Genomic DNA, 24,764 nt, shown 5'->3' with positions numbered 1-24,764 from the left:
GGCGGTCAGCCCTTGCGTGGCGATGGGCGGTGGGAATAGCCGGCGTGGGCCGACAGGCCGCGGTTGACCGCGCCGATCCGCTCGCGGCCCTCGCCCATCTCGGCGTCCAGCCGCGACAGCCGCGCGCCCAGCGCCGCCTGCACTTCGTGCAGGCTGGCCAGCAGCAGCAGGCGGTCGGCCTCGGGGGCGGCGGCCAGGCCCTCGGCCACGCCGCGCGCCAGGGCCCGGGCCTCCTCGACCGTGGCGACCAGCGGGGCCTCGGCGCCCGCCCGTCGGGAGCGTTCGGCGCGCAGCCTCAGACGTTCGATCGTCCCCATCAGCGCACGGCCTGGATCAGGGTGTCGAACATCCCCTTGGTGGTGGTGATCACCTGCGAGGCCGCCGAATAGGCCTGCTGGGCGATGATCATCTTGTTGAACTCGGTGGCGATGTCGGTGGTCGAGCCCTCCAGGGCGCTGGCCACCAGCGTGCCGGAGCTGCCGTCGCCCGGCAGGTTGACGTGCACCTGGCCGGCGTTGGTGTTCTCGTCATAGACCGTGCCCGAGACGTGGGTCAGGCCGTTGGGATTGCTGAAGGTGGCGACGGGGATCTGGTAGATCGCCAGGCTGACCCCGTTGTCGAAATTGGCCGTGACCAGGCCGTTGGCGTCGATGGTCACGCCCGACAGCTCGCCGTAGTTGGCGCCGTCCTGCTCGATGGTCGGGGTGATCGACAGGGTCGAGGAGGTCGAGGCGAACTGGGTCAGGCCGTCGGTGCCGCCCGAGGTGCCCAGGTTCAGGGTGATGCCGCTGGTCGCCGCGCCGGTCGAATAGCCGGTGATGCTGATCGCCACCGGCGAGGGATTGGTCGAGGCCAGGCTGCCGTCGGTGTTGAAGGTCACCGACACCGTGGACGGGCTGATCACGCCCGAGGTGGTGGTCCCGTCCGAGGTCAGGGTCGGATTGGCCAGGGCCAGCGACCAGGTGTTGTCGGCGGTCTTGGTCCAGKTCTGGCCGACGGTGTGGCTGACGCCGAGGGAGTCGATCACCTCCATGCTGGTGGTGAAGGACTGGCCCGTGGTGGCGTCGGCCGGCAGGTTGGCCGACATCGTCACGTTCTCGGTGGCCTTGGCCGTGCCGCCGATCGAGTTGAAATTGATCGCCTGCAGGCTGGACAGGTCACTGGCGTTGCTGGCCAGGACGTTGCCGTCGGCGTCGGTGGGCAGGCCCTGGAGGTAGTAGCCCTCGCTATTGACCAGATAGCCGTCGGCGTCGGTCGAGAAGCTGCCGTTGCGGCTGTAGACCAGGTCCGACGACGTGTCGCCCGGATGGGCCGAGACCACGAAGAAGYCCGCGCCGTCGATGGCGACGTTGGTCGAGGTGGCGGTCGAGGAGATCACTCCGCCGACGTTCAGGGCCTGGCTAGCCTTGGCGACCACCGAGCTGGTCGACTTGGCCGAGCCCATGGCGCCGGTGACCAGCGACTGGAAGTCGACCTCCTTGGTCTTGTAGGCCGTGGTCGAGGAGTTGGCGATGTTCTCGGAGATGGCGGCCAGGGCCATGCTCTGGGCCGACAGGCCCGACACCGCGGTCGAGAGGGCGGACGAAAGGCTCATCGCTCGCGCTCCTAGCTCTGGCCGGAAGCGAGCAGCTGAACCTGGGTCAGCAGCGACGACATGTTGTCGGACATCGTCGTCAGCGTCTGGTTCATGTTGATCTGCTGCTCGAGGCCCGAATAGGTCGCCAGCTGGCTGGTGAACTCGGTGGGGTCCTGCGGATCGAGCGGGTTCTGGTTGGTCAGCTGCGTCATCAGCAGCTTCAGGAAGTCGGTCGTGCCCAGGGCCGTCGTGCTGGACGACGTGCTGGTGGCGGCCGTGGTCGCGGCGCTGGTGGTCGAGGCGATGGCGGTCATGGGAACCCTCCAATGACGCCGGGCGGCGTCGTTCRCAGGGTTCAACGGAGCGGGGTCGCCGGATGGGGCGGTGTTTTTTCGGACCGCTCGAAATGTCCGGGACGAAGACGGGGACACACACTCACGGCAAGGCCTGGGCGATCCCGGCGGAGGCTTCGGGGTGAGTGTGTGTCCCTACCTTTGGCGCAGACGAAAATAGTCCGCCCCATACGGCGAGGGGGTCTCGTTCAACCCGGTGAAGCCTGACCGCGCAGAACGGCGGGAGGCTTCCCGCGCCGGGTCGTCCGACGCGGCCTCTAGCTAGAGAGCCGGATTAGAAAATGCCTGTCATCTCCACCAACACAGCGGCCAACACCGCCCTGCGCTACCTGAACACCAACAGCGCCGCGCAGAGCGAATCCCTGGCCAAGCTGTCGAGCGGCTCGCGGATCGTGAGCGCCAAGGACGACGCCTCGGGTCTCGCCATCGCGACGTCCATGAACGCTGACATCACCGTGCTGAACCAAGCCGCCACCAACGTCACCAGCGGCACTTCGGTGCTCAACACGGCCGACGGCGCCCTGTCCAACATCGCCGACATCCTGCAACGGATGAAGTCGTTGACGGCCCAGGCGCAGTCGGGCAGCTCCAGCACCGACGACCTCAGCTACATCAACGCCGAATACACCCAGCTGAAGGACGAAATCGACGACATCGCGTCGACGACCAACTTCAACGGGGTGGCCCTGCTGTCTTCCAGCGGGACCTCGGTAACGACCACGCTGGGGACCGCCGGCAGCGCGGGCACGCTGGACACCGACTACTTCAAGGTGGCCACGGGCAACACCAGCCTGGGCGCCGTCAGCTACCTGGCCGACGGCACCGCGACCACCGTCGATGTGGGCGACTATGTCGACGACACCGGCGCGCTCCTGCTGAACGCGACCGGCACGGCCAAGGCCACCGCCGAGGACCTGCTGGCGGACTCCGTCAACACGGTCACTTGGACGGCCACGGCCGGCACGGGAACCAGCGCCTACACCAACGGTACGGGCGTCGACTTCCTGGTCGGCACCAGCAGCAGCGACACGATCAGCGTCAAGCTCGAGGCCGCCGACACGGCGTCCCTGGGCATCGACGCGACGTCGATCACCAGCGCCGCCTCGGCGGCCACGGCGATGGACGCGATCGACTCCGCCATCACCCAGGTCTCCGAGGCCCGGGCCAATGTCGGCGCCACCCTGTCGCGCTTCGAGTACCGCGGCGACGTGATCTCCACCTCGCTGGAGAACCTGCAGTCGGCGAAATCGGCGATCTCGGACGTCGATATCGCCTCGGAGCAGACCAACTACACCAACGCCTCGACCCTCACCTCGGCCGCCATCGCCGCTCTCGGCAAGGCCAACGAGATGAGCCAGTCGCTGCTGAAGTTGCTGCAGTAGGTCCATCGACGGACGCCGTCGGCTCCCCGCMGGCGTCCGTGACCTCGGCGGGAGGGTCTCCCTGACCCTCCCGCCGCTTTTCCCCGCCCTTCCAGCAGGCCCGCCCCAATAGGCCAACCATGACCACGACCAGCAGCGTTTCGACCTCGGGCTCGACCAGCTACGTCACCGGCACGGTGTCGGGCCTGGACACCGACGCCATCATCGACGCGGCCGTCGCCCAGAAGACCGCCCGTGCCGACACGATCGACGCCAAGGTCACCGCCAACAAGACCAAGATCTCGTCCTACCAGACCCTGCAGTCGCTGCTGCAGGCGGTGTCGGACTCGATGTCCAGCTTGGCCTCGTCGACCTACAGCGCGATCTCGACCACCACCAACGCCTTCGACGAGAAGCAGGCCTATCTGACCGCCTCGGACGGGGCGGACGCCACCGACATCCTGGCGGTCAGCGCCGACAGCGACGCGGTCGCGGCCTCCTACGAGATCACCGTCACCCAGCTGGCCAAGGCCCAGAAGGTGGCGTCGGCCACCCAGGCTTCGGCCAAGACCGCCCTGGGGCTGGACGGGGTGATGTCGATCGGCGCCGCGAACGGGAGCGCCGTCGACATCACGGTGACCAGCGGCATGACGCTGAACGACCTGTCGACCGCCATCAACGCCCAGACCGCGACCAGCGGGGTGACGGCCACGGTGATCAGCACCGGGACCGGCGCGCGGCTGGTGTTGTCGACCAGCGACACCAACCAGGCCATCAGCGTCTCGACCACCTCGGGCGACGACGTGGCCCTGGGCATTGGCCTGACCGACTCCACCGGCGCCTTCGCCTCGGAGCTTCAGGCCGCGCAGCCGTCGATCGTCACCGTCGACCAGCAGACCATCACCAGCGACGGCAACGAGCTGACCGACGTGATCCCGGGCCTGTCGATCTCGCTGCTGCAGGACACGACCACCGGCCAGACCATCACGCTCGACGTCGAGGCCAACTACGACGACATCAAGACGGCGATCACCGGCTTCATCACCGCCTACAACGCCTTGCGCGCCTTCGTGGCGACCAACCAGACCGTGGGTTCGGACGGCACGGTGGCGGACGACGCGGTGCTGTTCGCCGACAGCATCCTGCGCGACGTCAACCGCCAGCTGTCGGCGGTGCTGTCGGGCTCGCCCGCCTCGGCCGGCGACGATGTCTCCGACCTGTCCGGCCTGGGCCTCACCTTCGATTCCAGCAACCAGTTGCAGCTGTCCAGCGAGACCACCCTGGACAACCTGCTGCTGACGAACCTCTCCAGCGTGGCGAGCTTCTTCGAGACCAGCTTCTCGACCGACAACGCCGGCCTGAAGCTGATGAAGAACGCCACGACCCAGTCGTTCGATTTCAGCCTGGACGTCACCGCCGTGGACGGGGCGATCACCGACGTGACGGTGGGCGGCAAGAGCGGCCTGTTCACCGTGGTCGGCAGCCTGATCACCGGCGCCAAGGGCACGATCTACGAAGGCCTGTCCTTCGCCCTGTCTCCGGCCGCGAGCGGCGCGATCGCCGTCAAGGTGCAGCAGGGCTTCGCCAACAAGATCACCAGCCTGCTCAGCGGCTACGCCAACACGACCAACGGTACGATCCAGACCCAGATCGCCAGCCTGGAAACCAGCGACACCGACCTGACCAGCAAGGCCGACGACATCCGGACCGACGCCGAGGACTACCGGACCAAGCTGGTCGCCAAGTACGCGACCATGGAGAGCGAGCTCTCGGCCGCCAAGCTTCTTCAACAGCAGATCAAAGCCATTCTCGGAGCCAGCACCAGCGATGACGACAGCTAACGCCAGAGCCCTGGGGGCCTACGCGGCCGCCCGCAATCTGAACCAGAACCCGCGCGACGTGCTCGCCGCCGTGCACGAGGAGCTGCATCGCGCGATCGCCTCGGCAAAATCGGCCCACGAGGCCGGGGCGCTGGATCAAATGTGCCGCCACGCCGCCCGCGCCACCCAGATCCTGATGGTGCTGTCGACCAGCCTGGACTTTTCGGCCGCCGGACAGGACGGCGCGATGCTTCGCCGGTTTTACCGTTCCTTGCTGGAAACGCTCACCGAGGCCTCCCGCCGACGCAGTATGTCGCCGCTGTATCAAAAAATGCTCGACTTGCTACAACCGTTTTGTAAGTGTCTCAGGGGAGTACAATAGTATGGCAGAAATATTTCCTTCAAATATCCGTTAGTTTTACTAACGAAGTTATTTGAAATGTGGCCTCTGTTTTGCCTGTCCTGTTTTCAGACACGCTCTGGATTGGACCGAAACAATGCCTGGTTCGACGAACAACACTCTTTCCGATCTCCGCTCGGACGAGGACCTGTTCCTGGCCTGCGCCGGCGACGAGCCGGACGCGTTCCGCCTGCTGGTCGAGCGCCACATGCGGCTGGTGCGGCGGCTGGCGCTGAACGTGCTGGGCGACGTGCACGAGGCCGAGGACGTCGCCCAGGAGGTGTTCGTGGCGGTGTGGCGGGCGCGGCTGGACTGGCGGCCCGAGGCGCGGTTCTCGACCTGGCTGCACCGGGTGGCGGTCAACAAGGCCATCGACCGGCGGCGATCGCTACGCGGCGTCTCCCAGGCCTCGCCCGAGCCGCAGGAGGTGATCGCCCGCCTGGCCGACGCCGACCAGCGCGCGGCCCGACCCGAGGACGCTCAGGTCCGCCTCGAGCGGATGGAAAGCGCCAAGGGCCTGCGCCTGGCCCTGGACCGCCTGCCGGCCGCCCAGAACCAGGCCCTGACTATGTTCTATTTCGAGGAGCTGGACGTTGGTAGAATCGCCGACGTCCTGGGCTGTTCGGAACAGGCGGTGCGGTCGCTCCTCAAACGGGGGCGTGCGGCGCTGAAGACCAATCTCCAGAGACAGAAGAAGATCTGTAGCCATGGATATCGCCCGGTTCAAAGCCAGCCTCGCCAGCCTGGGGGCCGATCTTGAGCGTTGGCCGCCCGACGAGGCCGAGGCCGCCGTCGCCCTGCTGGCCGTGTCCGACGAGGCGGTGGCGCTGTTCGCCCAGGCCAGCGCCGACGACTTCATGATGTTCGGCGACGACGCCGGCGACCTGGACGGCCTGGTGGACAGGACCCTGGGCCGGGTGGAGCGCGACGCCTGAGCCGGTGCGCGCCCGGGCCGGATCAGTTGATCCAGCCGCCGTCGATGATGTGGATCTGGCCGGTGGTGAAGGCCGACTCGTCGCTGGCCAGGTACAGCGCCAGCTGGGCCAGTTCCTCGGGCCGGCCCAGGCGCCCCATCGGCTGGCGGGCGGTGAAGGCCGCTCGCGCGGCCTCGTAGTCGCCGGTGTCGGCCAGGCGCTGGTTCAGGGACGGGGTTTCGACCGTGCCGGGGCAGATGGCGTTGCAGCGCACGCCCTGGCCGACGAAATCGGCCGCCACGGCCTTGGTCAGGCCGATCACCGCCGCCTTGGTGGCGCCGTAGGCGAAGCGGTTGGGCACGCCCTTGATCGAGCTGGCCACCGACGACATGTTCACGATCGAGCCGCCGCCCGCCGCCAGCATGGCCGGCAGGAAGGCGCGGATCATCCGGTACTGGGCGGTGACGTTCAGGTCGGTCGAGAACGCCCAGGCCGCCTCGTCGCAGTCCAGGATCGTCCCGCTGTGGACCACGCCGGCGCAGTTGAACAGCACGTCCACTGGACCGAGCTCCGCGGCCAGGTCGAGGATGGCCTTCGGGTCCAGCACGTCCAGGCGGCGGACCTCGCAGCCTTGCAGCTCGCCCAGCAGCGCCGCGTTGATGTCGGTGGCGATCACCCGCGCCCCTTCGCGGGCGAACAGCTCGGCGCTGGCCTTGCCGATGCCCTGGCCGGCGGCCGTGACCAGGGCGGTCTTGCCGGAAAGTCTTCCCATCTGTCGTTACTCGCTAGCTGGCCCGCCGCAGCGGCAGGCAGGCCGGACCGATCGGGTCGAAGGCCTTGTAGGTGAGGATGAATTCCTGGTGGCCCAGCGCCTCGGAGACCGTGCGCGCCCCGCCGGCCACGGCCAGCACCAGGTCGTGGATCTCGTCGCCCACCTCGTCCAGCGTGCCGCGCCCCTCCATGATCCGCCCGGCGTCGACGTCCATGTCGCCGGCCAGCTTGCGGTAGGTCTCGGGATTGGCGCAGACCTTGATCACCGGCGAGATCGCCGAGCCGACCACCGAGCCGCGGCCGGTGGTGAACAGGGTCAGGTGGGCGCCGCAGGCGATCAGCTCGACGATCTCGGCGTTGTCGGAGATGTTGGGAAAGCCGAAGCGCGGCTCGCCGTCGGGCACCACGTCCAGCAGGTAGAGCCCGCCGCTGGGCGGCAGGTCGCCGGGCTTGAGGATGCCCACGATCGGCGCCGATCCGGACTTGGAATAGGCTCCCATCGACTTTTCTTCCTGGGTGGTCAGCCCGCCCTCGGCGTTGCCGGGCGCGAAGCTGCCGTAGCCCATTACGGTGTAGTAGGCCTCGGCCTTCCGGACGCTGCGCTCCAGCTCCACGCCCAGTTCCGGGGTGATCGCCCGGTCGGCCATGATCCGCTCGCAGCCGACCAGTTCGCCGGTCTCCTCGAACACGCAGGCCGCCCCCGCCGCGCCCAGGCGGTCGAAGGCGCGGCCGACGGCGGGATTGGCGGTGATGCCGCTGGTGCCGTCCGAGCCGCCGCAGATCGTGCCGATCACCAGTTCCGAGACGTCCATCGGCGTCACCGGCGTCCCGGCGGCGATCGCCCGCAGGCGTTCCACCGCCTCCAGGCCCTTGGCGATGGTGCTGGCCGTGCCGCCGCTCTCCTGGATCACCAGGGTCTCGACCGGACGGCCGCTGGCTTCGATGGTCGCGCGCAGCTGCTCGCGGTTGAAGCTCTCGCAGCCCAGCGAGACCAGCAGCACCCCGCCGACATTGGGGTGGGTGGTGATCGCCTGCATGACCTTCAGCGCATAGGCGTTGGGGTAGCAGCCGGGGAAACCGATCAGGTGGACGTCGGCGTCGTCGCTCCGGGTCACGATCGCGCGGGCCACGTGGTGGGCGCATTCCACCAGATAGGCCACCGCCACCACGTTGCGGATGCCCTTGCGGCCGTCGGACCGCAGATAGCCTCGCAGGGCCTGAGCCATGGTCAGTGTCCTTCCGAACCGGTCGCCTGCCGGGTGTGGCTGGCGATGTAGTCGCTCTTCATGTTGTGCAGGTGGACGTGGCCGCCGGCGGCCACGGGGGCGGTGATCGAGCCGATCGGCGCGCCGTATTTCAGCACCTTGTCGCCGACCGCCAGGGCGCGGCGGGCCAGCTTGTGGCCGACCCCGACGTCCGCCCCGGCGATCACCGGCTGACCGTCGATGGTCACGACCTGGCCCGCGTGGACCGGCGCGCTCAGCACCAGCACGTTGTCGTCGGGATGCAGCAGGATCAGGCTCATCGGTACGCTCTCAGGACAGGGTCTTCGCGCGCGGCGTCGGCGCGTCGGGATGCAGCAGGCCCTGGGCGCGGAGATCGTCCCACAGGGCGTCGGGAATGGCGTGGTCGGCCCAGGCCAGGGCCTGGCGCACCTGGCTCGGGCTGGAGAGGCCGGGGATGACGCTGACCACCTGGGTGTGGGCCGACGGGAATTGCAGGGCCGCCGCCGCCAGGGGCGTGGCGTGGGCCTGGCAGACCGCTTCCAGCCTGCGCACCCGGTCCAGGACCGCGGCCGAGGCGGGGCCGTAATTGTAGTGGGCGCCAGCCCTGACGCCCTCGACCAGCACGCCGGAATTGAACGGGCCGCCGACGATGATCGACACGTCGCGGGCGGCGCAGCGCGGCAGGAAGCGGTCCAGCGCCGTCTGCTCCAGCAGGGTGTAGCGGCCGGCCAGCAGGAAGACGTCGAAGTCGCCCTCGTCCAGCGCCGCGTCGCAGATCTCCCACTCGTTGACGCCCAGGCCGATGGCGTCCGCCGCCCCGCCGTCGCGCAACGCCCGCATGGCCTTGTAGCCGCCGTCGAAGAACTGGCGCCGCCGCGCGAGGTCGTCCGCGCCGTGGGTGGCCGCGCCCAGGTCGTGGGCCAGCAGCACCTCGACGCGGTCGCGCTTCAGGCGCTTCAGGCTGGCCTCGAACGACCGCATGACCCCGTCGTAGGAATAGTCGAACACCGGCTCGAACGGCGCGGCGGCGACGAAGCCGTGGCGCTCGGCCGCCGGGTCGACCTCGGGCGCGGGGCGCAGCAGCCGGCCGACCTTGGTCGAGACCTTGGCCCCGGGCGGCAGGATCGCGCCCAGGCGGGTCTCGCTGAGGCCGAAGCCGTAGTGCGGGGCGGTGTCGAAATAGGCCAGGCCCGCGGCCAGGGCGGCCTCGACCGCCTCGCGCGCCGCCGCGTCGCTCATGGCGGCGTAGAGATTGCCGATCCCGGCGGCCCCGAAGCCCAGCGGCGGCAGGCCCGGCCGGCTCGCGCGGCCGCGGGAAACGGACGGGGCGTCGGCCAGGGTCACGGGAAGGGGCCTCCGAGTTCGACCGAGATCTCGTCGGCGGCCGCCCGGATGGCGGCGATGGTGTCGGGCACCGAGATGGAGGTGGGCGTCTCGACATAGGGCGAGGTCAGGGCGGCGGCGACGCCGTCGGGTCCGAAGATCGGCGCGGAAAGATCGACCACCAGTCGGGTCACGTCGCTGGGAGCCAGGACGTGCCGGTCGGCCCGGGCCTTCTTGGCCCTGGCCTCGAAGCCGGCCCAGGCTGTAGGGGCGAGCGTCGGCTCCAGCCGGGCGCGCCACTCGGCCCGGACCTGTTCGGGCTGGAAGGCGTAGAGCACCAGGCCCGAGGTCGCCTCGACGATGGCCCGGTGGTAGCCGACCCGAACCGAGAAGCCGAGGTTGCCGGGCGCCTCGATCCGCGCCACCACCACCATCTGGTCGGCGCTGGCCACCGCCAGGTGGCAGGACTGGCGGATCGTGTCGGACAGCCGCCGCATCACCGGCAGGGCGGCCTCCAGCACCGTCCGGGTCGGGGCGCGGGCCATGCCCAGCGAGAACAGCTTGTCGGTCAGGACCAGGCCTTCGCCGGTCGCGGTGTCGGCGATGTAGCCCCGGTGCTGCAGCACCTGGACCATACGGAACAGCTCGCTGACCGAGCGGTTCAGCGCCGCGGCGATCTGGACCATGCCCATCGGCTCGCCCCGCGCCGCCAGCAGTTCGAGGACGTCCAGGCCCTTTTCCAGGGCGGGGGCGCGGTATTTGGAGAGGGTGTCTTCGGACTCGGCCATGGCGCTATATCCGATAGAAGCGGCGACATGTCCCGCCGAACAGGGCCGCCAGGTCGGCCGGATCGGTCAGGCCGCTGAGGGTCTTCGCCAGGGCCAGCCAGCCGCCGTAGTCGCCGGCCAGGTCCAGCACCGGCCAATCGCTGCCCCACATCAGCCGCTGGGGGCCGAACACCGAAACCAGGCGGCGGACATAGGGCGCCAACGCTTCGGGCGATTGCCCCGGCGCGGCCTCGGTCAGCAGGCCCGACAGTTTGCAGAAGACCTGCGGCGGCTCGGCCAGGGCCTCGACGCCCCGCGCCCACGCCTCGGTCCCGTCGCCGGTGGCGATCGGCGGCTTGGCGCCATGGTCGATGACGATGGCCAGGTCGGGCCGGCGGCGGGCAAGGTCCAGCAGGTGCGGCAGGTGGCGGGTCAGGACCAGGGCGTCCAGCGACAGGCCGTGGGCGACCATGGCGTCCAGGGCGGGATCGAGGTCGGGCGACGCGATCCAGGCGTCGTCGTCCAGGTCCTGCAGCATCGGCCGCAGGCCGCGCAGCTTGGGACGCCCCGCCAGGGCGGCGATGCGGGCCGGGGCGCCGGGCGCCGCCAGGTCGGCCCAGCCCACCACGCCCAGCACCAGCGGTTCGTCGGCGGCCAGGTCCAGCAGCCAGTCGGTGTCGCGGTCGTCGGCCTGGGACTGCACCAGCACCGACCCGGCCAGGCCGACGGCCCCGCCGACCGCCGCCAGGTCGCCCGGCCCGAAGTCGCGGTGGATGGCCGCCAGGTCGGGCGTGGGCCAGGAGAAGCCGTTCTCGCCCACGCGCCAGAAATGCTGATGGGCGTCGATCAGCACTAGTGGGCTCCCACCGGGGCGGCCCGCAGGTCCTCGCGCGTGGCGCGGCCGGCCGTGAAGCCGAACAGCCCGACCACGGCGAAGCAGGCGCAGGGCACCAGGATGGCGAAGTTGATGGCGCTGGCGTCCGACAGGGCGCCCATGGCGGCCGTCAGCACCGCCCCGCCGATGATGCTCATCACCAGGAACGACGCGCCGGTCTTGGTCAGCGGGCCCAGCCCCTTCAGCGAGCCGGCGAAGATGGTCGGGAACATGATCGACATGAAGACGCTGGTGGCGGCCAGGGCCAGGAGTCCGACCTTGCCGCCGACCAGGGCCGCGACCAGGGTCAGGCCGACATTGATCGCCGCGAACAGGCCCATCAGCAGGGCGGGGCGCACGCGGCCCATGGCGGCCGCGCCGAGGAAGCGTCCGGCCATGAAGCCGACCAGCGACCACGACAGATAGGCCGCCGCCGTCTTCTCGCCCATGCCCGGGACCTCGTGCTGGGCGTAGCGGATCATGTAGCTCCAGACCCCGACCTGGGCGCCGACATAGAAGAACTGGGCCGCCACCCCGAACAGGAAGCGCGGCCGGGCCAGCAGGGCGGGGATGGCCTGGGCGGCGGGCAGGCCGGCGTCGGCCTCGCCGGGATCGGGACGCCCGGCCTGGTGGGGGAACTTGGTGAAGGCCACCAGCAGGGCCCAGGCCAGCACCACCCCGGCGATGACCAGATACGGGACCTGGGTGGAATGGGCCTCGGCGGTCTGGAAGGCGTCCAACTGGGCCGGGGTCATGGCGGCGAACTGGGCCTTGGTCGGCTCCACGCCCGACAGGATGAACTGTCGGCCCATCACCACGGCGGTGATCGAGCCCAGCGGGTTGAAGGCCTGGGCGAAGTTCAGGCGCTGCTCGGCCTTGGCCGGGTCGCCCAGCACGGTGATCAGCGGATTGGCCGAGGTCTCCAGGAAGGCCAGGCCCGAGGCCAGGACGAACAGGGCGGCCAGGAACCACGAATACTGCCGGACCTCGGCGGCGGGGTAGAACAGCAGGGCGCCCAGGCCGAACAGCAGCAGGCCGACGATCACCGCGGCCTTGTAGCCCCAGCGGCGCATCACCACGCTGGCCGGCAGGGCCAGGAAGAAATAGCCCAGATAGAAGGCCGACTGCACCAGGCCCGACTGCAGGTCATTGAGGAAGAAGGCCTTTTTCAGATGCGGGATCAGCACGTCGTTGAGGTTGTTTGCCACGCCCCACAGGAAGAACAGGGCGACGATCAGGATCAACGGCGCCAACGCCGTCCGTTGCGGGGGACTCTTGTCCAAGGCGGGTTCCTCCCTTGGGGACGGTTGACCCGCTCCCGTTTGTCTGGCCCGGGGGCGGTTGACCCGCCCCTGTTTGTCTGGAACGAAAAGCATCACATGTGATGTGTCGCGTCAAATATGAAAACAAAAGCGATGCTAGGGAAGGAACACCGGATGCGGCACTGCCTGGCGCTGGACCTGCACGACGATCCCGAGACGATCGCCGCCTATCGGCGCTGGCACGCGCCCGGCGGGCCGCCCGAGGCGGTGACCCGGTCGATCCGGGCGGCGGGCATCCTGGAGATGCAGATCTGGCTGACCGGTCCCCGGCTGTTCATGATCATGGAGACCGGTCCGAACTTCTCGCCGGAGGCCAAGGCCGCCGCCGACGCCGCCGATCCGGACGTTCAGGCCTGGGAGGCGATGATGGGGGCGCTGCAGAAGGCCCTGTCCTGGGCGGCGCCGGGCGAGAAATGGACGCCGGCGACCCGCATCTTCGACCTGGCCGAACACGGATGATAGGTCGACCGGCCGGCGACGTTGGTCGCGTGGCGGCGCCGGTTCGTCGAACGACGTTTCCCCGTTGAAACATTTTCGAGCTTGGGTCATGCGGTAATGGGTGCGCCCCATCCCCCTGCCGCACCGACGGAGCTGCTCGCATGTGTGACGACGATATCCACCCGGGTCTGGTCCACGATCCCCGCCTGTCGCGCCGGACCTTCGGCCTGGCCGCCGCCGCCCTGGGCGGGATCGCCGCCACCTCGGCCGGGGCGCAGGCCCCGGTCGTCGAGAAGGACGTCGAGATCAAGACCCCCGACGGCGTGTCCGACGCCGCCCTGTTCTACCCCGAGGGCAAGGGTAAGTGGCCGGCGGTGCTGATCTGGCCCGACGTGCTGAGCCTGCGCCCGGCGTTCCGAGACATGGGCAAACGCCTGGCCGCGGCCGGCTATGTGGTGCTGGCGCCCAACCTCTACTACCGCGCCAAGAAGGCGCCGGTGATCGACGGGACCTTCGACTTCTCCAAGCCCGACGACCGCGCCAAGCTGACCCCGCTGCGGGCCACCGTGACACCGGAAGGCACCGATCGCGACGCCGTYGCCTATCTGGCCTTCCTCGACGCCCAGCCCCAGACCAACAAGGCCAAGAAGGCCGGCGTCCAGGGCTATTGCATGGGCGGCCCGCTGTCGTTCCGCACCGCCGGAGCGGTCCCGGCCCGCATCGGCGCGGTGGCCACCTTCCACGGCGGCGGCCTGGTCACCGACCAGCCGACCAGCCCGCACCTGCTGATCCCCAAGACCCACGCCGAGTACCTGATCGAGGTCGCCGACAACGACGACAAGCAGGATCCGACCGTGAAGGACAAGCTGAAGGCCGCCTTCGCCGAGGCCAAGCGCCCGGCCCAGGTCGAGGTCTTCGAGGGCGCGGCCCACGGTTGGACCGTCAAGGGCAGCGCCGTCTACAACGAGCCCGCCGCCGAGAAGGCGTGGGCCAACCTGCTGGCGCTCTACAAGCGCGCCCTGGCCTGACGGTCCGAACGCCGGGCGTCCGAACCTCGTCGTCGCCGGATCGGCGACGGCGAGGCGGCCCGACGGAAAACGCCGAGTCCCGGCGGAATCGTCCAATCCGCCCGGGCGGAGCAAGGCGCAGATAGGCGTACCGAAATCAGGAGGTTCGCCATGAAGCGTCTGTTGCTATGGGTTGTCGCGTTGCTGTCGTTGGCGAGTGTCGCCCACGCTGAAATCCCCGCCTTCCCGGCGTCGTTCAAGACCCAGGAGATCACCACCAACGGCACGACGATCCACGTCCGGGTCGGCGGCCACGGCCCGGCCGTCCTGCTGCTGCACGGCTACGGCGAGACCGGCGACATGTGGGCGCCGATGGCGGCCGACCTGGCGCGCGACCACACCGTGGTGGTCCCCGACCTGCGCGGCATGGGCCTGTCGACCAAGCCGGCCGGCGGCTATGACAAGAAGACGCAAGCCACCGACATGATCGGGGTGCTGGACACGCTGAAGATCGACAAGACCGACGTGGTCGCCCACGACATCGGCAACATGGTCGCCTACGCCCTCACGGTGCAGAACCAGAAGCGCGTCACCCGCCTGGTGCTGATCGACGCCCCGGTGCCGGGCATCGGTCCGTGGGAAGAGGTCCTGAAGAACCCGCTGCTGTGGCACTTCCGGTTCGGCGGGCCCGACATGGAGCGCCTGGTCGCCGGCCGCGAGCGCATCTATCTGGACCGCTTCTGGAACGAGTTCTCGGCCAATCCGGCCAACTTCACCGAGGACGCCCGGGTCCACTACGCCGCGCTCTACGCCCGGCCGGGCGCCATGCACGCCGGCTTCGAGCAGTTCCACGCCTTCGACCAGGACGCCGTCGACAACAAGGCCTTCCTGGCCCAGTACGGCAAGCTGACCATGCCGGTGCTGGCCCTGGGCGGCGAGAAGTCGTTCGGTCCGATGATGGCCACGGTCATGCGCGCCGCCGCCGACAACGTCACCGAGGGCGTGGTGCCGGCCTCGGGCCACTGGATCATGGAAGAGAACCCCAAGGGCACGATCGCCCTGGTGCGTCCGTTCCTGGACAAGCCCCTGTGAGGGCCCCCATGAAGACCCTCGCGCTGGCCTTCGTCGCGGTCCTGCTGACCACGACGGGCGCCGGCGCCGCGCCCAGCCCGGAGCTGCGTCTCACCCCGACCGAGGCCGCCGCCCTGGCCCGGGGCGGGGCCGGTCCCGGCTCCTCGGGCGTGGCCGGCATCCAGACCTCGGTCCTGGCCGGCGACCCGACCAAGCCCGGACCCTACACGATCCGGCTGTCGGCCCCGGCCAACACCCGGATCGCCGCCCACAGCCACCGCGACGAGCGCACGGCGGTGGTCATCTCGGGCACCTGGTTCTTCGGCTACGGCGACAAGGCCGACGAGGCCAAGGTCAAGGCCCTGCCGCCGGGCAGCTTCTATACCGAGCCGGCGGGCGACCATCACTTCGCCCTGACGCGGGACGAGCCGGTGGTGGTCTACATCTTCGGCCAGGGCCCGACCGACACGGTCTATGTCGATCCCGCGGCGGCGCCCAAGCCGTAGGGCCCTCTTGAATCCGCTCATCCCGGCGAATGCCGGGACCCAGATGGAATGGCTTTGAGGCTGACGCCAAAAGCGCTGAGCCCTTCCAATCATCCGCACCGCTTTGGGATCTGGGTCCCGGCATTCGCCGGGATGAGCGGAGTTTTGTTAGCGCACCCCATGCAGATCGACCTCCGCGACCAGGAAGTCGATCAGGGCCCGCACCCGGCTGGGCAGCTGGCCGCCGTGGCCGACATAGACCGCGTGCAGTTCCTCGACGTCGCCGGGATTATAGGCCTCCAGCACGGGGACCAGCCGGCCGGCGGCGAGGTCGGGGCCGATGTGGAAGTGCGACAGCCGCGCCAGGCCCTGGCCGACCAGGACCAGCTGGCGCGAGGTCTCGCCGTCGCCCGCCGTGGCGTCGCCGTGCACCGGCAGGGACAGGCGCTCGCCGCCGTCCAGGAACGGCCACTTGTCGCAATGGCGGGTGAAGTTGAAGCCGATGCAGTTGTGGGCGGCCAGATCGCGCGGGGTCTTCGGGGCGCCGTGGCGGGCCAGGTAGTCGGGCGAGGCCACCACGGCCATCGGGCTCTCGCCCAGCTTKCGGGCCATCAGCTGCGAGGCGCGCATCGGCCCCACCCGGATGGCGACGTCGGTGCGGGCGTCCATCAGGTCCACGACCGTGTCGCTGAGCACGATGTCGAGGATCACCTTCGGATAGGCCGCCGAGAAGCGCGGGACCAGCGGCAGCAGGTGGTGCAGGCCGAACGGCACGTTGGAATTGATCCGCACCCGGCCGCGCGGGGTCGTGTTGGCGGCCACCGCGCTCTCGGCCTCGTCCAGGTCGGCCAGCAGCCGCAGGGTCCGCTCATGGAACAGTTCGCCCTCGGCCGTCAGGGTCAGCTTGCGGGTCGAGCGGTTGATCAGACGGGCCCCCAGCCGCGCCTCCATCCGCCCGATCAGCTTGCTCACCGCCGAGGGCGTCATCTTCAGCGCGCGCGCGGCGGGCGAGAACCCGCCCAGCTCCACGGCGCGGGCGAAGACCTCCATCTCGCCCGAACGGTTGATCTCCAGCCTGGCCATCTTTGACTTCAACTCACAGGTGCGGTGCTTTCCTCCAATCTAATTCATGATGGCGGCGGGCACTATCTCGGCGGTTCGAAATCCTTCGGAGTTCCTGTCGTGCCCCTCGCCCTCTACGCCCTGACCGTCGGCGCCTTCGGGATCGGCGTCACCGAATTCGTCATCATGGGCCTGCTGATGCAGGTCTCGGCCGACCTCGGGGTCTCGATCCCGCAGGCCGGCCTGCTGATGACCGGCTACGCCCTGGGGGTGTTCGTCGGCGCGCCGATCCTGACGATCGCCACCCGCCGCCTGCCCCGCAAGACCACCCTGTTGGTGCTGATGGCCATCTTCACGATCGGCAACGTCGCCGCCGCCCTGGCCCCGACCTACGGCCTGCTGATGGCCGCGCGGATCGTCACGGCCCTGGCCCACGGCACCTTCTTCGGCGTCGGCTCGCTGGTCGCCGTCAGCCTTGTCCCGCCCCAGCGCAAGGCCTCGGCCATCGCGATCATGTTCACCGGCCTGACCCTGGCGACCCTGCTGGGCGTGCCGTTCGGTTCGTGGCTGGGCCTGGCCTTCGGCTGGCGCGCCACCTTCTGGGCCGTGGGCGCGATCGGCCTCGTCGCCTTCGTCGTGCTGGCGGCCCTGGTCCCGCGCGAGAAGGACGTCGCCGAGCTCGCCCCGCTGCGCGAGGAGTTCGCCGTCCTGGCCCGCCCGCAGGTGCAGATGGGCCTGGCCATGACCGTCCTCGGCTTCGGCGGGGTGTTCGCGGTCTTCACCTACATCCAGCCGATCCTGACCGAGCTGGCCGGCTTCTCGAAGGAAGCGGTCTCGCCGATCCTGCTGGTGTTCGGCGCGGGCCTGGTCGGGGGCAACCTGGTGGGCGGCCGCTGGGCCGACAAGGCCCTGGCTCCGGCCCTGCTGGGCAGCCTGGCCATCCTGACCCTGGTGCTGGTCGCTTCGGCCTTCGGTTTCCACGACCGGATCGGGGCGGTGGTCGCCGCCTTCGGCCTGGGCGCGGCCGCCTTCGCCACCGTCGCCCCGCTGCAGATGCGGGTGCTGTCCCAGGCCGGCGGCGCGGGCCAGGGCCTGGCCTCCAGCCTGAACATCGCCGCCTTCAACCTGGGCAACGCCTTCGGCGCCTGGCTGGGCGGGGCGGTGATCGCCCACGGCCCGGGCCTGGCCTCGGTGCCCCTGGTCGCCGCCGCCGTGCCCCTGTCGGCGCTTGCCCTGGCCGCCTTCAGCCTCTCTCTTGAGCGCCGCGTTCCCCGCGTCGCCGCCCTCTGATCTCAAAAAGGACGTCGGATCATGGAATACCGCCAACTCGGAAAATCGGGGCTGAAGGTCCCGGCCCTCAGCTTCGGCGCCGGCACCTTCGGCGGCAGCGGCCCGCTGTTCAGCCACTGGGGCGACACCGACGCTCAGGCGGCCCGCCGTCTGATCGAGATCTGCCTGGAGGCCGGGGTCAATCTGTTCGACACCGCCGACGTCTATTCGAACGGCGCCTCGGAGGAGGTTCTCGGCGCGGCCCTGGAAGGGGTGCGCGACCAGGCCCTGATCTCGACCAAGCTGGGCCTGCCCACCGGCGACGGCCCGCTGGACGCCGGGACCTCGCGCCTGCGGCTGGTGCGCGGCGTCGAGGCGGCGCTGACGCGCCTGCGCACCGACCGCATCGACCTGCTGCAACTGCACGCCTTCGACGCCTTCACGCCCATCGAGGAGGTGCTGTCGGCCCTGGACGATCTCGTCCGGGCCGGCAAGGTGCTCTATGTCGGCGCCTCCAACTTCTCCGGTTGGCAGCTGATGAAGTCGCTGGCCGTCGCCGACGCCCACGGCTGGCCGCGCTACGTCGCCAACCAGACCTATTATTCGCTGGTCGGCCGCGACTACGAGCACGAGCTGATGCCGCTGGGGATCGACCAGGGCGTCGGGGCCATGGTCTGGAGCCCGCTGGGCTGGGGCCGGCTGACCGGCAAGATCCGTCGCGGCCAGCCGCTTCCCGAGGTCAGCCGCCTGCACGAGACCGCCGACATCGGCCCGCCGGTCGACGACGAGAAGCTCTACGCCGTGGTCGACGCCCTGGACGCCATCGCCGCCGAGACCGGCAAGACCCTGCCGCAGATCGCCATCAACTGGCTGCTGCGCCGGCCCACCGTGTCCAGCGTGATCGTCGGGGCCCGCAACGAGGAGCAGCTGCGCCAGAACCTGGGCGCGGTCGGCTGGAGCCTGACGCCGGACCAGATCGCGCGTCTCGACGCCGCCAGCGCCGTCACCCCGGCCTATCCACACTATCCCTACTGGCGGGAAGGCGGCTTCAAGCAGGTCAACCCGCCGCCGGTCTAGGCCTCGACTCGCTTGTCCGTGCGCGCCCCGGCTCTTGCACCAGCGCGCACGGACAAGCGGCCCGCGCCGCGAAATGCGGCGCCGGCCGCAAGCTCAGACGGCGCCGCGCCCGCAAACGCCGGGTGGGACCGCCGCCTGAATTGACCCACCGGAAGCCGCCGCCTCGCATAGCCCCAACCAACAGGCAAAAAAGGGTCATGCATGCCGGTCAGCCGTCGCAGCTTCATTCACGCCATCGGCGCCGCCGGCGGTTACAGCGCCGCCTTCACCGCCATGCAGGCGTTGGGCCTGCTGGCCCCGTCCACGGCCTTCGCGGCCGGCGCGCCGCCGGACCTGGCCAAGGGCGGCGGCGGGAACGGCGCCAAGGTGGTGATCCTGGGCGCCGGCGTGTCGGGCATGGCGGCGGCGTGGGAGCTGGGCAAGGCTGGCTACGACTGCACGATCCTGGAGGCCCGGGCCCGCACCGGCGGCCGGGTCTGGACCGTGCGCCGGGGCGACAAGATCGAGATGACCGACGGCTCGCGCCAGGTCTGCGCCTGGGACGAGGGCCAGTACATGAACGCCGGCGCCGCGCGCCTGCCCAGCCACCACCAGATCGTCCTGGGCTATTGCCGCGAGCTGGGCGTGGAGCTGGAGGTCGAGGTCAACACCAGCCGCAGCGCCCTGCTGCTCAATTTCGACGCCAACGGCGGCAAGCCGATCAAGATGCGCACGGCCGTCAACGACACGCGCGGCCACGTCTCCGAGCTGCTGGCCAAGGCGATCAACAAAGGCGCGCTGGATGAGGACCTGACGCCCGACGACAAGCAGCGGATGGTCGCCTTCCTCAAGACCTACGGCGACCTGTCGCCGGATCTCTTCTACAAGGGCTCGCAGCGCGCCGGCCTGAAGATCGAGCCGGGGGCCGGCGACGAGCGCGCCACGCCCTACGATCCCATCAGCCTGAAGGCCCTGCTGGACGAGGACCTCTGGAACGGCGTGCTGTTCGAGGAGACCATCGACATGCAGGCCACCATGTTCCAGCCCAAGGGCGGCATGGACGCCATCCCCCACGCCTTCGCCAAGGCCCTGGGCCCCAAGATCATCAAGCGCCAGTGCGAGGTGCGCCAGATCCGCAAGACCGGCAAGGGCGTGAAGATCGCCTATCACGACAAGGTCGCCAACCAGGACCTGACGATCGAGGCCGACTACTGCATCTCGACCATCCCCCTGCCGGTGCTGGCCAAGATCGACGCCGATTTCAGCCCCGCCTACAAGACCGCCATCGCCCGCACGCCCTATCGCGACAGCATCAAGATCGGCTGGCAGGCCCCGCGCTTTTGGGAAGGGCCCAAGTACCAGATCTACGGCGGCCTCTCGTTCGTGAAGGGCCCTAGCAACATGGTCTGGTATCCCAGCTACGGCCTGCATTCGAAGACCGGGGTGCTGCTGGGCGCCTATGCCGGCGGCCGGGCGGCGGACGAGCTGGCCAAGATGCCCCGCGCCGCCCAGATCGAGCACACCCGCAAGGTCATCGAGGCCATGCATCCCGGCTGCGGCCAGCTGCTGGAGAAGCCCATGCAGGTGCAGTGGGCGGCGGTGCCTTACAATCTCGGCATCGGGGTGGGCTGGGCCAGCGACGACGAGCCGGACTACCACCTGCTGGGCCAGCCGGACGGGCCGATCCACTTCGCCGGCGAATATCTCAGCCACGTGGGCGCCTGGCAGGAGGGGGCGATCCGCGCCGCCCACMGCGCCATCGTCATGCTAGACGCCCAGCACCGGAAGGGTCAGCCGGTGACCGCCCAGCGGGCCATCTGATCCGTAGCCGGAGGGTCAGGCCGCGCCGGTCTTCATCAGGGCGGCGCGGGAGGGCAGCAGCTGGGCCATGAACGGCAGCAGGGCCGCGCCCACGGCCGGTCCGTCGGCCGAGGTGGCGGCCCGCTCGACCCGGGCCAGGGCCGGCACGTCGGCGATCGCGGCCAGGCGGTCGTTGACCGCCGCGACCAGCCGGTCCAGCAGCTCGGTGGGCAGCCGGCCGCCCACATAGATGGCCTGCGGGTTGACCAGGCAGCTGATCGACACGAACGGCTGGACCAGCAGCCGGGCCGACAGGGCGATCCAGTCCTCGACCAGGGCCTGGCCCCGGGGCGTCAGCTCGGCCAGCTGATCGGGGCGGGTCACCGCGATCCCGCCCGCCTCGAGGTGGGCGTAGAGGGCCGACAGCGACACCACCTCCTGCAGCGCCTTGGCGGTCGTCTCGGGCAGGCTGACCGGCAGGAAGCCGATCTCGCCGCTGCGGCCCTGGGCGCCGCGGAAATAGTCGCCCTCGATCACCAGGCCGCCGCCCAGGCCGGAGGAGACCAGGACGTAGAAGAAGCTGGGCCGCCGCAGGCCGTGGCCGAACTGCAGCTCGCCCAGAGCGGCGGCGGCGGCGTCGTTCTCGAGAAACACCGGCAGGGGCAGGATGTCGGCCATCAGCTTGCCGATGTCGGCCGTGCTCCAGACATCGTAGTTTTCGGGCCGGTGCGGCAGGTCCACCCGGCCCAGGTCGTCGGGCAGGGCCACGCCGATCCCCGACAGGCGCGGCGGCGGGCCCTTCCAGGCGGCCAGCATCTTGCGGATCTGGACCTTGCAGAACTTGGCGACGTCGGCGGGCAGGGGGAAGTCGATCTCCTGGCTGGCTCGGGCCCGCACGGCGCCCAGCAGGTCCAGCATCACGACGGTGATGTGGTCGCGGTCGATGTTCACGCCGATCGACAGGCAGCCGTCGGGATTGATCGTCAGGTTCATGGCCGGCTGGCCGCGCGCGCCCTGGACGCGGCCGGCTTCCAGGATCAGGCCGTCGTCCAGCAGGCGCTTGGTGATGTTGGCCACGGCCGGCGGGGTCAGGCCGGTGATCTGGGCCAGGGTCACGCGGGTGATCGGTCCCCCCACCCGGATGGCCTGCAGGATGACCCGCTGGTTGTGGTCGCCGACCCGCTCGAGATTGGCCCCCGACAGGCTGGCGCCGGCGGTGCGCTTCCGGTTCGATTTCCGCGAGACTTCCAAGGACGGCATTCGATGACCTTCGACCAGAGGCCCTAGTAGCATCGCGGCGGCCGATGGCGATAGCGGCGCCGCTTTCGGGAATAACTTAAATTGCTTTCTTTATTCGCCGCCGCCGACTATGACGCAAGCTGGAAGCCGCGCCTCGACGCCGCTACGACAAGCCTGCAAAAGGCCGCTGGAGGAAACCGGGTTTGATTCAGGTCGGCGTTGATTTTGGCGGCACGAAGATCGAGGCCGCCGCCCTTTCGCCCGACGGCCGCTTCCTGGCCCGTGTGCGCGCCCCCAATCCTGGATCCTACGACGCCGCCATCGTCACCGTGCGCGACCTGATCGCCCAGGCCGAGCAGCAGGCCGGCGGCCGCGGCTCGATCGGCGTCGGCGCGCCGGGATCGGTGTCGCCGCGCACCGGCGTGATGCGCAACGCCAACTCCACCTGGCTGAATGGCCGCCGGTTCCGCGAGGATCTGGAGGCGGGTCTGGGCCGGCCCGTGCGCCTGGCCAACGACGCCAATTGCCTGGCCCTGTCCGAGGCCGTCGACGGCGCGGCGGCGGGCCTGGCGGGCGTCTTCGCGGTGATCATCGGCACCGGCTGCGGCGGCGGCCTGGCCATCGACGGCAAGCTGGTCGAGGGCGCCAACGGCGTGGCCGGCGAGTGGGGCCATACGCCTCTACCGTGGCCCAAGCCCGAGGAGTCGCCCGGCCCGGCCTGCTGGTGCGGCCGCCACGGCTGCCTGGAGACCTGGATCTCGGGCACGGGCTTCCGCCGCGACCACGCCGAGCGCACCGGCCAGGCCCTGACCGGCGAGGCGATCGTCGCCGCCGCCCGCGCCGGCGACGCCGGGGCCCAGGCCAGTTTCGACCGCTATCTCGACCGTCTGGGCCGGGGCCTGGCGGTGATCTGCGACATCGTCGATCCCGACGCCTTCGTGTTCGGCGGCGGCATGTCGAACGTGGCCGAACTCTACGAGCGCCTGCCCGCCTTCATCGAGCCGCACGTGTTCTCCGACGGCTGGCGCGCCCGGCTGGCCCCGGCCAAGTGGGGCGACTCCTCGGGGGTGCGCGGCGCGGCCCGCCTGTGGACCCAGGCCGAAGCCCAAGCCCATGCCGTGGCCTGACCGCCGCGCCGCCCTGCTGGCCCTCCTGCTGGCTTTAGGGGCGGCGGGTCCGGTCATGGCCGCCGACGGTCCGACCGTCGCGGTGACAGGCGGCGGGATCCAGGGTGAGGCGCGCGGCGCTGGGGCGGTGTTCCGTGGCGTACCCTTCGCCGCCCCGCCCGTCGGTGAGCGCCGCTGGAAGCCGCCGGCTCCGATCCAGCCCTGGACGGGGACCCGCGACGCCACGGTTTCCGGCCGGCCCTGTCTGCAACGGTCGTATGGCTGGAACGCCCGGGACGCCGCCGACAGCCGCGAGGACTGCCTTTATCTGGACGTCCGCACGCCCAACCTGGAGCCTTACGGCCCCCTGCCGGTCATGGTCTGGATCCACGGCGGGGCCAACCGCGCCGGTTCGGCCCGCGGCACGGTGGACTCCGCGCTGGTCGAACAGGGCGTGGTGCTGGTCTCGATCCAGTACCGGCTGGGCGCCTTCGGCTTCGTGTCGCACCCGGAGCTGACCGCCGAGGGCGGCGGGGCCTCGGGTAACTACGCCCTGATGGACCAGGTCGCAGCCCTGCGCTGGGTGCGCGACAACATCGCCCGGTTCGGCGGCGATCCTCGCAACGTGACGATCGTCGGCCATTCCGCGGGCGCCCAGGACGTGGGCCTGCTGATGCTGGCCCCGCAAGCGCGCGGCCTGTTCCACAAGGCCATCGCGCAGAGCGGCACGGCGGGCTTCGGCCTGCCGCCGCGCACGCTGGCGCAGAACGAGGCGCTGGGCCGGGACCTGGCCGAAGCCCTGGGCGCCAAGAATCTGGCGGGCATGCGGGCGGCTTCGGGCGAGGCGGTGCTGAACGCATCGGAGGGCCTCAAGCCGCCCATCGCGGATGACGGCTTCGTCTGGCTGCAGGCGGTGGTCGACGGGGCGGTGATCCGCGAGACGCCGGCCGAGACCCTGGCCGCCGGCCGACAGGCGCGGGTTCCGCTGATCATCGGGAACAGCGCCAACGAGCTGTCGCTCTACAAAGGTCCCGCCAACGCCCGCGCCTGGGTGAAGGCCGAATACGGCGTACACGCCGACCAGGCGCTGAAGCTCTACGAGCTCGACGGCGACGCCCCGGCCTCCGAGTCCGTCGCCGACCAGATCGCCGCCGACACCGGCTTCCGTTGCCCGGCCACCTGGGTGGCGGCGCGGCAGGTCGCGGCGGGCCAGCGGGTCTGGCGCTACGAGCTGGCCGTGGCCGCGCCCGGCGCGGGGATTGTGCGCCACGGCTCGGAGCTGCCCTTCGTGTTCGACGCTCCGCCGGCCGGGACGACCCAAGGCCAATGGCCGCGCCTGGGCGCCTACTGGACCAATTTCGCCAGGACCGGCGATCCCAACGGACCAGGGCTGGCGCCCTGGCCGGCCCAGGGGGCGGCGGTCGAGGCGATCGCCTTCACCCCGTCCGGCCCCCAGGTCACGAGAGACGATCGCGGCGCGTTCTGCCGCCTCCTACCGCGTCCCTGAACAACACAAAGACCGGC

Annotated in this window: 26 protein-coding genes; 14 read left to right on the top strand and 12 right to left on the bottom strand. The window is 70.1% G+C overall.

Annotated features, from left to right (window positions below):
- Positions 1-5: 5 nt before the first annotated feature.
- From AC1U89_RS00820 to AC1U89_RS00810, 3 genes are read right to left on the bottom strand one after another with little or no spacing between them, the layout of a single operon-like run.
- Positions 6-317 (bottom strand): hypothetical protein, encoded by a 312-nt coding sequence (locus tag AC1U89_RS00820; RefSeq protein WP_479897744.1) that lies wholly within the window; start codon positions 315-317, stop codon positions 6-8.
- The gene (gene flgE, locus AC1U89_RS00815) at positions 317-1,594 is read right to left on the bottom strand and encodes a flagellar hook protein FlgE (protein ID WP_479897743.1); all 1,278 of its coding nucleotides are present in this window, start codon (positions 1,592-1,594) and stop codon (positions 317-319) included. Before flgE ends, AC1U89_RS00820 begins: the two co-directional genes overlap by 1 nt.
- Before the next feature lie 11 nt (positions 1,595-1,605).
- Entirely contained in the window at positions 1,606-1,890 is a 285-nt protein-coding gene (locus AC1U89_RS00810; RefSeq protein ID WP_479897742.1) for a flagellar hook assembly protein FlgD, read from the bottom strand.
- 320 nt (positions 1,891-2,210) lie between these two features.
- Between AC1U89_RS00810 and AC1U89_RS00805 the strand changes: the two genes are divergently transcribed.
- The 5 genes from AC1U89_RS00805 to AC1U89_RS00785 all read left to right on the top strand — a co-directional run bounded on the left by AC1U89_RS00805 (position 2,211) and on the right by AC1U89_RS00785 (position 6,445).
- Positions 2,211-3,311 carry a flagellin N-terminal helical domain-containing protein gene (locus AC1U89_RS00805; protein ID WP_479897741.1) on the top strand — a complete coding sequence of 367 codons (1,101 nt, stop codon included), beginning with the start codon at positions 2,211-2,213 and terminating at the stop codon, positions 3,309-3,311.
- A gap of 119 nt (positions 3,312-3,430) precedes the next feature.
- Positions 3,431-5,131, top strand: a complete 1,701-nt coding sequence (gene fliD, locus AC1U89_RS00800; protein ID WP_479897740.1) for a flagellar filament capping protein FliD — start codon at positions 3,431-3,433, stop codon at positions 5,129-5,131.
- On the top strand, positions 5,118-5,492 hold the full coding sequence (locus AC1U89_RS00795) for a flagellar protein FliS (RefSeq protein WP_479897739.1): 375 nt from the start codon (positions 5,118-5,120) through the stop codon (positions 5,490-5,492). Before fliD ends, AC1U89_RS00795 begins: the two co-directional genes overlap by 14 nt.
- A gap of 115 nt (positions 5,493-5,607) precedes the next feature.
- On the top strand, positions 5,608-6,270 hold the full coding sequence (locus AC1U89_RS00790) for an RNA polymerase sigma factor (protein ID WP_479897738.1): 663 nt from the start codon (positions 5,608-5,610) through the stop codon (positions 6,268-6,270).
- Positions 6,218-6,445, top strand: coding sequence for a hypothetical protein (locus tag AC1U89_RS00785; protein WP_479897737.1), 228 nt, complete (start codon positions 6,218-6,220; stop codon positions 6,443-6,445). Before AC1U89_RS00790 ends, AC1U89_RS00785 begins: the two co-directional genes overlap by 53 nt.
- A 22-nt stretch (positions 6,446-6,467) precedes the next feature.
- On the opposite strand, the gene AC1U89_RS00780 is transcribed toward AC1U89_RS00785, so the two are convergent.
- Genes AC1U89_RS00780 through fucP form a run of 7 tightly spaced genes read right to left on the bottom strand, consistent with a single transcriptional unit; the run spans position 6,468 to position 12,668 of the window.
- Positions 6,468-7,196, bottom strand: coding sequence for an SDR family oxidoreductase (locus tag AC1U89_RS00780; RefSeq protein ID WP_479897736.1), 729 nt, complete (start codon positions 7,194-7,196; stop codon positions 6,468-6,470).
- A gap of 13 nt (positions 7,197-7,209) precedes the next feature.
- The gene (locus tag AC1U89_RS00775) at positions 7,210-8,421 is read right to left on the bottom strand and encodes a UxaA family hydrolase (protein WP_479897735.1); all 1,212 of its coding nucleotides are present in this window, start codon (positions 8,419-8,421) and stop codon (positions 7,210-7,212) included.
- 2 nt (positions 8,422-8,423) lie between these two features.
- Positions 8,424-8,720 carry a UxaA family hydrolase gene (locus AC1U89_RS00770; protein WP_479897734.1) on the bottom strand — a complete coding sequence of 99 codons (297 nt, stop codon included), beginning with the start codon at positions 8,718-8,720 and terminating at the stop codon, positions 8,424-8,426.
- Positions 8,721-8,730: 10 nt separating this feature from the next.
- Positions 8,731-9,765, bottom strand: a complete 1,035-nt coding sequence (locus tag AC1U89_RS00765) for an aldo/keto reductase (RefSeq protein WP_479897733.1) — start codon at positions 9,763-9,765, stop codon at positions 8,731-8,733.
- A complete protein-coding gene (locus AC1U89_RS00760; RefSeq protein ID WP_479897732.1) occupies positions 9,762-10,532 on the bottom strand; it encodes an IclR family transcriptional regulator in 771 nt (256 codons plus the stop codon). Before AC1U89_RS00760 ends, AC1U89_RS00765 begins: the two co-directional genes overlap by 4 nt.
- Positions 10,533-10,536: 4 nt before the next feature.
- Positions 10,537-11,364 (bottom strand): amidohydrolase family protein, encoded by an 828-nt coding sequence (locus tag AC1U89_RS00755; protein WP_479897731.1) that lies wholly within the window; start codon positions 11,362-11,364, stop codon positions 10,537-10,539.
- A complete protein-coding gene (gene fucP / locus AC1U89_RS00750) occupies positions 11,364-12,668 on the bottom strand; it encodes an L-fucose:H+ symporter permease (RefSeq protein WP_479897730.1) in 1,305 nt (434 codons plus the stop codon). The genes AC1U89_RS00755 and fucP overlap by 1 nt, the downstream gene beginning before the upstream one ends.
- 153 nt (positions 12,669-12,821) lie before the next feature.
- Between fucP and AC1U89_RS00745 the strand changes: the two genes are divergently transcribed.
- From AC1U89_RS00745 to AC1U89_RS00730, 4 genes are all read left to right on the top strand, one after another.
- Entirely contained in the window at positions 12,822-13,166 is a 345-nt protein-coding gene (locus AC1U89_RS00745) for an L-rhamnose mutarotase (RefSeq protein WP_479897729.1), read from the top strand.
- A 140-nt stretch (positions 13,167-13,306) separates the two neighbouring features.
- On the top strand, positions 13,307-14,173 hold the full coding sequence (locus AC1U89_RS00740) for a dienelactone hydrolase family protein (RefSeq protein ID WP_479897728.1): 867 nt from the start codon (positions 13,307-13,309) through the stop codon (positions 14,171-14,173).
- 150 nt (positions 14,174-14,323) lie between these two features.
- Complete coding sequence (locus tag AC1U89_RS00735) at positions 14,324-15,244, top strand: alpha/beta fold hydrolase (protein WP_479897727.1); 921 nt, start codon at positions 14,324-14,326, stop codon at positions 15,242-15,244.
- A gap of 8 nt (positions 15,245-15,252) precedes the next feature.
- Positions 15,253-15,729 carry a cupin domain-containing protein gene (locus AC1U89_RS00730; RefSeq protein WP_479897726.1) on the top strand — a complete coding sequence of 159 codons (477 nt, stop codon included), beginning with the start codon at positions 15,253-15,255 and terminating at the stop codon, positions 15,727-15,729.
- A 147-nt stretch (positions 15,730-15,876) separates the two neighbouring features.
- Here AC1U89_RS00730 and AC1U89_RS00725 read toward each other — a convergent pair whose 3' ends face one another.
- Positions 15,877-16,791, bottom strand: coding sequence for a LysR family transcriptional regulator (locus AC1U89_RS00725; protein WP_479897725.1), 915 nt, complete (start codon positions 16,789-16,791; stop codon positions 15,877-15,879).
- A gap of 99 nt (positions 16,792-16,890) precedes the next feature.
- Here AC1U89_RS00725 and AC1U89_RS00720 point away from each other — a divergent pair, with 99 nt between their 5' ends.
- The 3 genes from AC1U89_RS00720 to AC1U89_RS00710 all read left to right on the top strand — a co-directional run bounded on the left by AC1U89_RS00720 (position 16,891) and on the right by AC1U89_RS00710 (position 20,916).
- On the top strand, positions 16,891-18,060 hold the full coding sequence (locus AC1U89_RS00720) for an MFS transporter (protein WP_479897724.1): 1,170 nt from the start codon (positions 16,891-16,893) through the stop codon (positions 18,058-18,060).
- A gap of 21 nt (positions 18,061-18,081) precedes the next feature.
- A complete protein-coding gene (locus AC1U89_RS00715; RefSeq protein WP_479897723.1) occupies positions 18,082-19,116 on the top strand; it encodes an aldo/keto reductase in 1,035 nt (344 codons plus the stop codon).
- A 201-nt stretch (positions 19,117-19,317) separates the two neighbouring features.
- Positions 19,318-20,916 carry a flavin monoamine oxidase family protein gene (locus AC1U89_RS00710; RefSeq protein ID WP_479897722.1) on the top strand — a complete coding sequence of 533 codons (1,599 nt, stop codon included), beginning with the start codon at positions 19,318-19,320 and terminating at the stop codon, positions 20,914-20,916.
- 15 nt (positions 20,917-20,931) lie between these two features.
- On the opposite strand, the gene AC1U89_RS00705 is transcribed toward AC1U89_RS00710, so the two are convergent.
- Entirely contained in the window at positions 20,932-22,155 is a 1,224-nt protein-coding gene (locus tag AC1U89_RS00705; protein WP_479897721.1) for an ROK family transcriptional regulator, read from the bottom strand.
- Positions 22,156-22,337: 182 nt separating this feature from the next.
- Here AC1U89_RS00705 and AC1U89_RS00700 point away from each other — a divergent pair, with 182 nt between their 5' ends.
- Both AC1U89_RS00700 and AC1U89_RS00695 read left to right on the top strand, forming a co-directional pair.
- The gene (locus tag AC1U89_RS00700; protein ID WP_479897720.1) at positions 22,338-23,261 is read left to right on the top strand and encodes an ROK family protein; all 924 of its coding nucleotides are present in this window, start codon (positions 22,338-22,340) and stop codon (positions 23,259-23,261) included.
- On the top strand, positions 23,248-24,747 hold the full coding sequence (locus AC1U89_RS00695; RefSeq protein WP_479897719.1) for a carboxylesterase/lipase family protein: 1,500 nt from the start codon (positions 23,248-23,250) through the stop codon (positions 24,745-24,747). Before AC1U89_RS00700 ends, AC1U89_RS00695 begins: the two co-directional genes overlap by 14 nt.
- The last annotated feature ends 17 nt before the right edge of the window (positions 24,748-24,764 follow it).

The organism is Caulobacter sp. 05T431 (assembly GCF_056665975.1).
Note: the sequence above shows the minus strand (reverse complement) of the source record. Positions and strands in the feature narration are given on the sequence as shown.